This is a genomic window from Corallococcus carmarthensis (genome assembly GCF_003611695.1).
Taxonomy (GTDB): Bacteria; Myxococcota; Myxococcia; order Myxococcales; family Myxococcaceae; genus Corallococcus; species Corallococcus carmarthensis.
In genome coordinates this window covers 1-10,074 of record NZ_RAWE01000295.1, presented here as the reverse complement: position 1 = coordinate 10,074, position 10,074 = coordinate 1, and the positions used below count along the sequence as shown (strand labels likewise).

The 10,074-nt window shown below is 71.3% G+C and carries 9 protein-coding genes and 1 pseudogene; 4 read left to right on the top strand and 6 right to left on the bottom strand.

The features are described 5' to 3' along the window. From D7X32_RS40645 to D7X32_RS40620, 6 genes are all read right to left on the bottom strand, one after another. Positions 1-332, bottom strand: a 332-nt coding sequence (locus D7X32_RS40645) for a DUF58 domain-containing protein (protein ID WP_171449439.1), incomplete at its 3' end; no start/stop codon positions are given. Between the two features lie 5 nt (positions 333-337). Further along, positions 338-1,861 carry an ABC transporter permease gene (locus D7X32_RS40640; protein ID WP_171449438.1) on the bottom strand — a complete coding sequence of 508 codons (1,524 nt, stop codon included), beginning with the start codon at positions 1,859-1,861 and terminating at the stop codon, positions 338-340. Further along, positions 1,858-2,844: an ABC transporter ATP-binding protein gene (locus D7X32_RS40635; RefSeq protein WP_120607885.1), complete on the bottom strand. Its 987-nt coding sequence runs from the start codon at positions 2,842-2,844 to the stop codon at positions 1,858-1,860. Before D7X32_RS40635 ends, D7X32_RS40640 begins: the two co-directional genes overlap by 4 nt. Next, the gene (locus D7X32_RS40630; RefSeq protein WP_120607884.1) at positions 2,841-4,625 is read right to left on the bottom strand and encodes a hypothetical protein; all 1,785 of its coding nucleotides are present in this window, start codon (positions 4,623-4,625) and stop codon (positions 2,841-2,843) included. Before D7X32_RS40630 ends, D7X32_RS40635 begins: the two co-directional genes overlap by 4 nt. Beyond that, positions 4,618-5,616, bottom strand: coding sequence for an AAA family ATPase (locus D7X32_RS40625; protein ID WP_171449435.1), 999 nt, complete (start codon positions 5,614-5,616; stop codon positions 4,618-4,620). The genes D7X32_RS40630 and D7X32_RS40625 overlap by 8 nt, the downstream gene beginning before the upstream one ends. 19 nt (positions 5,617-5,635) lie before the next feature. Further along, on the bottom strand, positions 5,636-7,237 hold the full coding sequence (locus tag D7X32_RS40620; RefSeq protein ID WP_120607883.1) for a hypothetical protein: 1,602 nt from the start codon (positions 7,235-7,237) through the stop codon (positions 5,636-5,638). Positions 7,238-7,395: 158 nt separating this feature from the next. Here D7X32_RS40620 and D7X32_RS40615 point away from each other — a divergent pair, with 158 nt between their 5' ends. The 4 genes and pseudogenes from D7X32_RS40615 to D7X32_RS40600 form a co-directional block, all read left to right on the top strand. After that, the gene (locus D7X32_RS40615) at positions 7,396-8,391 is read left to right on the top strand and encodes an aldo/keto reductase family protein (protein WP_120607882.1); all 996 of its coding nucleotides are present in this window, start codon (positions 7,396-7,398) and stop codon (positions 8,389-8,391) included. 216 nt (positions 8,392-8,607) lie between these two features. Then, the gene (locus D7X32_RS40610) at positions 8,608-9,300 is read left to right on the top strand and encodes a MotA/TolQ/ExbB proton channel family protein (RefSeq protein ID WP_120607881.1); all 693 of its coding nucleotides are present in this window, start codon (positions 8,608-8,610) and stop codon (positions 9,298-9,300) included. A gap of 3 nt (positions 9,301-9,303) precedes the next feature. Continuing rightward, the gene (locus D7X32_RS40605) at positions 9,304-9,741 is read left to right on the top strand and encodes an ExbD/TolR family protein (protein WP_120607880.1); all 438 of its coding nucleotides are present in this window, start codon (positions 9,304-9,306) and stop codon (positions 9,739-9,741) included. 17 nt (positions 9,742-9,758) lie between these two features. Next, positions 9,759-10,074, top strand: a pseudogene (locus D7X32_RS40600) (energy transducer TonB); the annotation flags it as partial.

Below are 10,074 nucleotides of genomic sequence, written 5' to 3'. Positions count from 1 at the left end.
CCCACCTCCACCGTCAGCAGCGCCACCTCGCGCGCCCCCGCCGCCTTGCGCGGTGACAACCCCATGCTGCGCGAACCGTCCAGCATCACCTCCACGCGCGGCGACACCTCGTCCTGCCGCACGCGCAACACCAGCTCCCCCGTGCGCGCCACCGCGTTCCAGTCCAGCTGCCGCAGGTCGTCTCCCGGCTGATACGCGCGGAAGTCGTGCAGCTCCATCGCGCTGCCCGCGGACGTGGCGCGCACCTCGCCCACCCGTCCCCGCTGCGGCAGACGCGGCAGCGCCAGGGCCAACCCGGGCGCCAGCCGCGCCACCTCCGCCTCATCCAACATCGCGCTCACTGCTGATGGGCCCGCCGCTCGCGGTCCGCAAGCACCCGGTCCGTCGCGAACGCCGCCAGCAGCGCCACCAGCGCCACGCACAGCAGCAGCTCCGGTGGCATCTTGAGACCGCTCGGGTCGCTGTAGTCGTACTTCCCGAAGTTCATCGTCCCCAGCACCGGGTTGAGCAGGTTGAGCAGCTCATCTCGCCCCTCCAGGTTCAGGAACACCGCCAGCAGCGGCGGCACACCGGCCGCCAGGACTCCCACCAGGACGTAGAGCAACCGCACGGACACCGGCGACGCGAACCGCCCCGAACGCGGCATGCGTCCCAGCAGCAACGCCAGCGACAGGTACAGCACGCCATAGAGCGCCAGCGCCATCACCGACATCGCCACCCGCAGGTTCCCCGACGATGACTCCGAGAACCACAGCAGCACCGCGCACCCGGCCGCCCATCCCAGCAGCAGCAGCACCGACAGCCGGAAGCCGCGCAGCGCCCCGGGCTTGAACAGCGACCAGGGCCGCGTGCCCGCGCGCAGCGGCCGCGACTGCCCGTCCACGTCCGTCGCCACGAAGAGGCTGGCGAAGATGAGGTGCAGGCCTCCGAGGATGCCCATCACCCCCGGGATGTCGTCTTTGCGGTCCACGAGCCACCACATCGCCGTCATCCCCACGAACGTCAGGACCACCTGCACCACCAGCGCCCGCCGGGGATGGCGCGTGTAGTCCTCCGTCACGAGCGACAGCCGCGCCACCGCCGTCTCGAACACCAGCCACCCTTCCGACACGAGCAGCCAGAACGCCGCGCCCAGCCCCAGGAAGAAGTCCCGGTCGAACGTGAAGCTGGCGCCGCGCTCCTGCGTCACCACGTACGTGAGCGTCAGTGACTGGAAGAACGTCACCACCAGCACGCCCACCAGCGCGAGCCGCACCGCGGCCCGTCCCATCCGGCTGTCCGCCAGCGTCGCCGCGCACACCGACACGAGCGTGAGGAACACCATCCACGCCCCGCCAAAGAGCAACACCACCAGGATGGTGGGCAGGTCGATGCCGTTGAGGAAGTAGCTGAACAGCAGGAACGGCCCCACCGCCGACGCGTACAGCACCGCCTGCACCAGGAAGGACGCCACCTTGCCGCGCAGGATGCGCCGGGGCCCCAGCCCCGTGAGCAGCAGCAGCGACCAGGTCTCGTCCTCGCGCTCGCGCGCCAACGAACGGTACGCGTTGAAGGGGATGACGCCGAAGTGCACCAGCGCCAGGCACACGAAGAAGGAGAAGAAGTACGTGCGGCCCTCGCGCGTGTACGTGCTGTCGTGCGTGTTCCCGAACGCGATGAGCGACAACACCAGGCACGCCGCGAGCAGCAACCCGAAGCACACCCAGAAGATGCGCGTGCGCAGCCCCTGCCGCACCTCCTTCACCACCAGCGGGTTGAGCCGGTCTCCCCACCGCTCCCAGCGGCCGGACGTCATCGCGGGAACGCCGGGCGAGGGGGCGGACTCGGTCGCGCCCGACGCGGGACTTGCTTGCGTGCTCACGCCACCCTCCCCTTGGTCACCGTCATGAACGCGTCTTCCAGGTTGCGCTCGCGCGGGCTGAACGCGCACACCGGCAGCCCCTGCGACACCAGCGCCGCGAGCAGCGACGCCGCGGCCGCTTCCGCCTGCGCCGGCCCCGCGTCCGCCTCCAGCTCCAGCCGCACGCGCAGCGCGCCGCCCTCGCGCGACACGTCCTTCACGCGCGGCTGCTCCAGCAACGTGCGCTCCGTGCGCGTCCACAGCGCTTCGCCTTCGTCACCCGCCGCCGCCAGCCGCACCGTCAGCTCCGTCACGCGGGATGGGCCCGCGCTCTGGCGCAGCAGGTCCTCCACCTTGCCCTGGGCCAGCAGGCGCCCCTGCTCGATGATGACGCAGCTGTCGCAGATCTCCGCCAGCTCCGTGAGGATGTGGCTGGAGATGATGACCGCCTTGCCTTGATCCGCCAGCGCCCGCAGCAACTCCCGCAGCTCGATGCGCGCGCGCGGATCCAACCCGTCCGCCGGTTCGTCCAGCAGCAGCAGCCTCGGGTCGTGCAGCAGCGTGCGCCCCAGGGCCACGCGCTGACGCATGCCCTTGGACAGCTCCGTGGTGAGCTTCCCCGCCAGCGGCCCCAGCCCCGTGAACTCCATCACCGAGTCCACCCGCTGCGTGCGCTGCGCGCCCTTCAATCCGTACGCGCGCGCGAAGAAGTCCAGGAACTCCCTCACGGTGACGTCGTCGTAGGTGCCGTAGCGGTCCGGCATGTAGCCCAGGAGCGGCCGGGCCCGGTCCGGCGCGTCCACCAATGACGTGCCGTCCAGCAGCACCGTGCCCGCGGTGGGCACGTCCAGCGTGGCCAGGATGCGCAGCGTGGTGCTCTTGCCCGCGCCGTTGGGCCCGATGAAGCCCAGGATGCCGCCGGCCTCCAGCGTGAACGACACGTCGTCCACCGCTCTCAGCGCCCCGTAGTCGCGCCGCAGCCCCTTCACCTCCAGCAGACTCATCGCCGTGCCTCCTCGACCTGACCGCGCACCACGTGCAGCGCGGCCTCCAGCTCCACGTCCATCGCCGCCGTGGGCGTGAAGCCGCGCCCGCCCAGCTTCGCCACGAACGTCCCGTCGTCCAGGTCCTGCGTCAGGGGCGTCAACGCCCCCGGGAAGCGCATGCGCGTCTCGTGCTCGAGCTCCAACAGGTCCTCGCCCTCCGCGTCCTTCGGCGTGGCCAGCCCCTCTTCGCCGTCCGCCAGCTCCGGCAGGGCCCAGAGCTGGCCGTCCCACTTCAACGTGCCGCCCTTCAGGGGAGCGCCCAGCGCGTTCTGCACCTGCACGCCGCCGTCCGCCTTGCGCGCCGTCAGCCGCGCGCGCGAGGGAATCACGGCGATCTCGCCCCACTCGCGGTAGCTGCGCGAGGGCAGGAAGCTGTTCTTCACGGTCAGCCCGTTCGTCCAGTCCAGGAAGCGCGGCGGCTCCTCGGGAGCCGTCGGGGCCAGCAGCACGCTGGAGGCGGGCATGCGCACGTTCTCCTCCGCGAGGTTGGCGTACCAGGCGTTGAGCCCCACCGTCACCGCGCGAGACCGCTCGCGGTCCAGCAGCGTGACGCTGTAGCGCGCGGCGTGCACGCTGAAGCCGTCCACCAGCACCGACCACGCCACCAGCCCCAGACACGTGAGGACCGCCAGCGTGGGCACGGCGATGAGCACCGCCAGCGGCCCCTTGCGCCGGGCGAGCATCCACCCACCGGGCCCCACCGCGAGCGAGAAGAGGAAGATGAGCAGCAGGAAGCGGCCCACGGGCGCACGGGCGCTGGAGAGCAGCGGCAGCCGCCCGTCGCTCAGCAGGTCATTGCGCTCCCACCGGGGCGGTGGGCCGGCGGGCACCACCATGGCCGGCGACCGCTCCGTGTCCTCCCAGAGGTTGATGCCGCACCCCAGCGACTGCGTCCGGCAGGCGCGGAACTGGCGCACGGAGCCGAAGCCGTAGGGTGACAGCTCCGCCTGCGCGTCCTGGAGCAGCGGGAAGTGCAGGCGCGGATTCGCGGGGGGCTGGCCGAGCACCAGCCTGCCGCCGCTCACGGCGAAGGTCTCCAGCACCGCCCAGACGTCAGCCGGCACCTGGTCCGGAGGCACCGCCACCAGCACCGCGTCGTAGCCCGCGTACGCGGCCAGCTCGCGCGGCGCGATGCTGGGGTCCACGAAGCGCGCGGCGACGAGCGGCTCCGTGTTCTCCACCGCGCGGCTCATGCCGGTCGCCGTCTCGAAGGCCTTCACGTCGCCCAGCACCATCACGCGCGCGCCCTGGTAGCTATCCAGGTAGAAGCCCTTGGAGCTGGGATACAGCCCGGGAGACTCCATGGACAGCTGTCCCGTCTGCAGGTCGGCGGGCATCAGGAGCCAGGTGACGGTCCGCTCGCGAGGGCCCAGCTCCAACGTGCGCTCCGTGACGCGTCCCTGCGGCGAATAGATGGCCAGACGCACCGACCGCGGCTGGCCACCGCTGTTCTGCACCGTCACCTGGATGGGGGTGTAACCCCGATGCGGCACCAGCGTGGGGGTGCGCACGGTGGCCTTGAGGTCCCCCTCGCCGAGCTCCCCCGGGTCGGGGAAGGACTCCGCCGTCTCCACCACCTCGCGGTAGCCGCTGCCTTGGGGCGCGGTCTCCACCGCCTCCGCCGCCACCGCCACCGGGCTGGTCGCGAACGCCACCGTTCCTCCGTGGACGCCCGGCAGGCCCGTCCAGAGCAGGGCGCCCAGGAGCACGGCGCCGGCCAGGGACGCGCGGCTAGCCACGAGGCACCTCGGGGGTGGCCTTGAGCAGCTCACGCACCACGTCCGGCGCGGACACCTTCTCCAGCGACGCCTCGTAGGCCAGCACCAGGCGGTGGTTGAGGGCGGCGGGCGCGGCGGCCACGACGTCGTCGAAGCCCACGTTGGGCCGGCCTTCGAGCAGCGCGCGCGCACGGCCCGCGGCGGCCAGGGCCAGCGCCGCGCGGGGGCTCGCGCCGAAGCGCACGAAGCGGCGCACGGGTTCAGGGGCGGAAGGCTGGCGCGGGTCGGAGGCTTCCACCAGCCGGCCGATGAAGTCCGCAACAGGGCCGGGCAGGTGCACGCGGTCCACGGCGGCGAACAGGCGCGACAGCCCTTCGGCGTCCAGCACCGGTTCCTGCGCGGGAGGCGCGCCGCGCACGCGCGTGGTGAGCAGGGTGCGCAGCGTCTTCGCGCCCACGGGAGGCACGAGGATGCGGAAGAGGAAGCGGTCCAGCTGCGCCTCGGGCAGCGGGTACGTGCCCTCGAGTTCGATGGGGTTCTGCGTGGCGAGCACGAAGAAGGGGTCGGGCAGGGGCCGCGTCTGGCCCAGCACCGTCACCGACCGCTCCTGCATGGCCTCCAGCAGCGCGGACTGCGTCTTCGGGCTGGAGCGGTTGATTTCGTCCGCGAGGACGAGGCTCGCGAAGAGGGGGCCTTCGCGGAAGACGAAGTCGCGGCGCGCTTCGCCCTCCAGCACGTAGGTGCCGGTGATGTCGCCGGGCAGCAGGTCGGGGGTGAACTGGATGCGGCGGAAGGGCAGCGCCAACAGCCGCGCCAGGGCCTTGCACAGCTCCGTCTTGCCCAGGCCGGGCAGGCCCTCCAGGAGCACGTGGCCCCGGGCGAGCACCGCCGTCACGACCTGCTCGACGACCATCTCCTGGTCGAGCATCACCTGGTTGAGCCCGGCCTTGAGCCGGGACGCCACGTCCGCCGCGCCCTGTGCTTCGGCGGGACTCAGAAGCTCCGCTGCCACGTCGTTTCCCCCTTCTGGACTACGGACCACCGAAGTACCGCTTCACCAGGTCGCGGTTGCGAGGCAGCAGCGGACCGGAGGTCGGTCCCGCCGTCGCATCGCCCTTCGCGCCCGTGCCCTTCGCGCTGGACGGCCCCGCCTGCCCCGTACGGGCCTGCGGATCCGCGGCGCGAAGGCCCCAAAGTTCCTCCGCCTCGCCGCCATTCCCCTCCGGCAGCGGCTGGAACGCGAGCCGCTCCGGATCCATCTCCGCCTCGCCGCCGAAGACGAGCGGATTGCTGTCCCCGCCCCGGCTCACGCCCGCGCCGTCGCCCTGGCGCGTGTTACGGCTCGCGTGCTGATTGCCCTGCTGTCCCTCGCCCTCACCTTCACCATCGCCTTCGCCCTCACCCTGCCCGTCCTGACCCTGGCCCTTCTGCCCCTTCTGGCCCTGGCCCTTCTGCCCCTGTCCGGATTGCTGACGCCGGGTGGGACGCCGGGCCTGGGCGCCGCGGTTCCCCTTCGAGGCGTTTTCCTCTCCGAAGCGCTGGGCCAGCGACTGCTGCCGCCGCTCCAGTGTGCGGCGCAGGTCTGCGATCTGATCCGGCGAACCGGAGGCCTGGGTGCGAGCGGAAGCGCGGGCCTGGGCCTCACGGGACGGGTCGCCAGAGTCCTGCTGCCGCGAGCCCTGCTTGTCGCCGCCCTGTTCTCCCGCGCCCTGCCCTTGCGAGCCCTGCTTGTCGCCACCGTTCTGATCACCGGCGCCCTGGCCCTGTGAGTTCCGCTCGGACGCGGAGGCTTCCTGCTCGCCAGCGGCGGAGTCCTCCGCGTTCCCGCTGGCGCGCGCATCGAGCGCCATCAGGGCCTGCTCCAGGGACTCGCGCTCACGGGTGGCGGACTCGGCGCTGCCCGCGGCGGCGAGGGCGTCCTCCAGTTCAGCGGCGGCCTCGGAGGCACGGTTGAGCTCGGCGGCGGCTTCGGAGGCGCGTTCGGCGAGCCGCTGCTCCAGGGCATCCGAGGCCTCCCAGTCCGCGGAGTCGAAGCGGCCCTGGGCGACCTCTTCCGACAGCCGGCGCAGCTCTTCCTCGACGTCGGGGCCCAGGGGCTCCTCGCGGGCCAGGGCCTCGGCCTGCGCCTGCACGGCGGCGACCTGGGTCGCGGCGGCGGCGTTGATGTTCGACATGCGCAGCGCCGGGAGCGGAACCAGGAACCCCACGGCGAGGAACACGAGCGCCCCCAGGAGCGCGCCTACGGGCCTGCGCCAGGGAACGTCCGGAGGCTTCACCTGCTGGGCGAACTGATTGAGGCTCAGCTCCCACTCGCCGACAGGACGCTCCAGGCGCGTGAGCAGCAGGCCCCCAGCATTGGCGGAGCGGTCCGCGAGCACCGCTGCGTACTCCAGCGACACACCGCGCGAGCGGGCGCGAACGAACCACCAGACGAGGCCCGCGATGACGAGCGGAGGCACGGCCCAGACGGCCAGGCCGCGCAGGAGCAGCCGGGCCAGCACGCAAGCGGTGGCGGTGGCCCAGACAGGGGCAAGGCCCGCGCCGATCCAGGCGACCGCGTTGAGCCGCCGCTGCACGCGCCGGATGGGCGCGAGCACGAGGGACTGGAAGCGGCGTTCGTCACTGGCGGCCATGCGTGGAAGCCAGTGTCGGACACCCGGCCCACCGTTCACAAGCGACGCCCGGGAACGGTCGAATCCCGCCGTGGACGGTCGCCCGTCCGACTCCAGCTGTCGAGAAACCGCGAAACTCCGAGCGACCCCAGCAGGCGGCGATTACGCTGCCGCCCCCTATGAACTTCCGATTCCTTGGCCGCAGCGGCCTGAAGGTCAGTGAGATCTCCTTTGGCAACTGGCTCACGCATGGCTCCCAGGTGGAGGAGGACGCCGCCATCGCGTGCGTGAAGGCGGCGCTCGACACGGGCATCACCACCTTCGACACCGCCGACGTGTACGCCGGTACCAAGGCTGAAGCCGTGCTCGGACGCGCCCTCAAGGGCCAGCGCCGCGAAGGCTACGAACTCTTCACCAAGGTCTACTGGCCCACCGGCCCCGGCCAGAACGACCGCGGCCTGTCGCGCAAGCACATCATCGAGTCCATCCACGGCTCCCTGCGCCGCCTCCAGACGGACTACGTGGACCTCTACCAGGCCCACCGCTTCGACGCGGAGACGCCCCTGGAGGAGACCATGCTCGCGTTCGCGGACATCGTCCGCCAGGGCAAGGCCCTCTACATCGGCGTCTCCGAATGGACCGCCGAGCAGATTTCCGCCGGCGCGAAGCTCGCCCGCGAGCTGCGCGTGCCCTTCATCTCCAACCAGCCCCAGTACTCCATGCTCTGGCGGGTCATCGAGTCCAAGGTCATCCCCACCTCCGACGCCGAAGGCCTGGGCCAGATTGTCTGGTCACCGCTCGCCAAGGGAGTGCTCACCGGCAAGTACCTGCCCGGCAAGCCCCCTCCCGCGGACACCCGCGCCGCCAACCAGCAGGGCGCTCAGTTCATGACCAGCTTCATGACCGACGACGTGCTCACCCGCGTCCAGCAGCTCAAGCCGCTGGCCCAGGAAGCCGGCCTGTCGCTCGCGCAGCTGTCCGTCGCGTGGGTGCTCCAGAACAAGAGCGTCGCGTCCGCCATCATCGGCGCCTCCAAGCCGGAGCAGGTGCTCGACAACGTGAAGGCCACCGGCGTGAAGCTGGACGCGGAGCTGCTCCGCCGCATCGACGCCATCATCGGCCCCGTCGTGGAGCGCGACCCCGCGCAGACCACCAGCCCGAATCGCAGACCCTGAGAATCCGTGACACAGGGCAGGCGCTCCAATGCCTGCCCTGTCGCCTCACGCGGTGCTCTCCATCCGACATCCGCGCCCTCTCGCCGCCACACCCGTCCACCAGCGCGCGACACCCGGGTGAACTGGCGACCGTTCCATTTGACTTTTGAGTCGGGGGGAACAAGAGACTGCGCCGCGCGTTATCGCGGTCCCACTCTTGAACCGGGCATTTCCCACATGACGTCCTTCTTCCTCCTGGCCCAGGCGGCCCAACCCGAACTCGGATGGTTGAGCAGCAAGCTGCTCGGGGTGACGCTGGGCAGCGCCGAGTGGGTCCTCTGGCTGCTCGTGACCCTGTCCATCGTCTCCATCGCGGTGATGCTGGAGCGCGCCGTCTACTTCTCGCGCCACCGGCTGCCCAACTCGGAGGCCCTGGCGGTGCGCCTGGCGCGCGGCGAGTTCGACGCCGTGGCCGGTGAGGTGAAGAACCAGAAGGGCATGGAGGCCTCCGTCATCCGCGAGGCCCTGGCCTCCGCGCCGCAGGGCCCCGACACCGTGGAGCAGGTCATCGCGTCCACCGTCGCCCGCGAGCGCCCCCAGTACGAGCGCGGCCTGTCCATCCTGGGCACGCTGGGCAACAACGCCCCGTTCATCGGCCTGTTCGGCACGGTGCTCGGCATCATCAAGGCCTTCAACGACCTGGGCGCCATGAATGCCAAGGGCGGCGCCATGCAGCAGACGGTGATGGCCGGCATCTCCGAGGCGCTCGTCGCCACCGCCGTGGGCCTCGCCGTCGCCATCCCCGCCGTCGTGGCTTTCAACGTCTTCAACCGCCAGCTGAAGACGCTCACCAGCCGCACCACGTCCCTGGGCCACGCGCTCGTGGGCGCCATGAAGGCGCGCAAGCCGGGCGCCGCGGGAGGCAACTAGCCCATGGCCGGCGGCGCGAACGACAGCGACGAGGAAATCTCAGGCATCAACGTCACCCCGCTGGTGGACGTGGTGCTGGTGCTGCTCATCATCTTCATGGTCACCGCGAACTTCATCGTCCGCGAGACGGTGGAGGTGGACCTGCCCCGCGCCGCCAACGGCGGTGAGACGGTGCAGGGCCTGGTGAACGTCGTCCTCGACAAGGAGGGCAAGCTCTACTTCGACGGCGCGGAGGTGACGGAAGCGGACCTGTCCCGCCGCGTGACGGAGGCTGTCGCCAAGGACAAGGACACGCGCGCCATCATCAGCGCGGACCAGACGCTCGCCTACGGCCGCGTGATGCGCCTCATCGACGTGGTGAAGGGCCAGGGCATCGCGAAGTTCGCCCTCAACATCGAAAAGGACGCGTCCCCCGCCCGGGCCGCGCCCGCCACGCCCTGACCCGAGGCTGAGCGAAGATGAGCCAGGCGGTCCTCGACTCCCTCCCCCAGCGCGACCGCTCCACGCGGTTCCTGCTCGTGTTCGTCCTCGTGTCGCTCGCGCTGCACGGAGTGGCCTTCGTGTTCCTGTCCACCCTGGAGGGCCGCAAGCTCGCGTCCATCCAGAAGCCGGTGGAGCTGGTCATGGTGGAGGTGCAGAAGCCGCCGCCCCCGCCGCCTCCGGAGGAGAAGAAGGAGGAGCCCAAGCCTCCGCCCCCGAAGGTGAAGCCGGTGAAGCCGCCGCCCATCAAGGTCGCGGAAGCGCCCAAGCCCCCGCCTCCGACGGAAGCCCCGC

Coding starts and splice junctions, on each gene's coding strand:
- D7X32_RS40635 (WP_120607885.1), bottom strand. CDS start 2,844: ATGAGTCTGCTGGAGGTGAAGGGGCTGCGGCGCGACTACGGGGCGCTG.
- D7X32_RS40620 (WP_120607883.1), bottom strand. CDS start 7,237: ATGGCCGCCAGTGACGAACGCCGCTTCCAGTCCCTCGTGCTCGCGCCC.
- D7X32_RS40615 (WP_120607882.1), top strand. CDS start 7,396: ATGAACTTCCGATTCCTTGGCCGCAGCGGCCTGAAGGTCAGTGAGATC.
- D7X32_RS40610 (WP_120607881.1), top strand. CDS start 8,608: ATGACGTCCTTCTTCCTCCTGGCCCAGGCGGCCCAACCCGAACTCGGA.
- D7X32_RS40605 (WP_120607880.1), top strand. CDS start 9,304: ATGGCCGGCGGCGCGAACGACAGCGACGAGGAAATCTCAGGCATCAAC.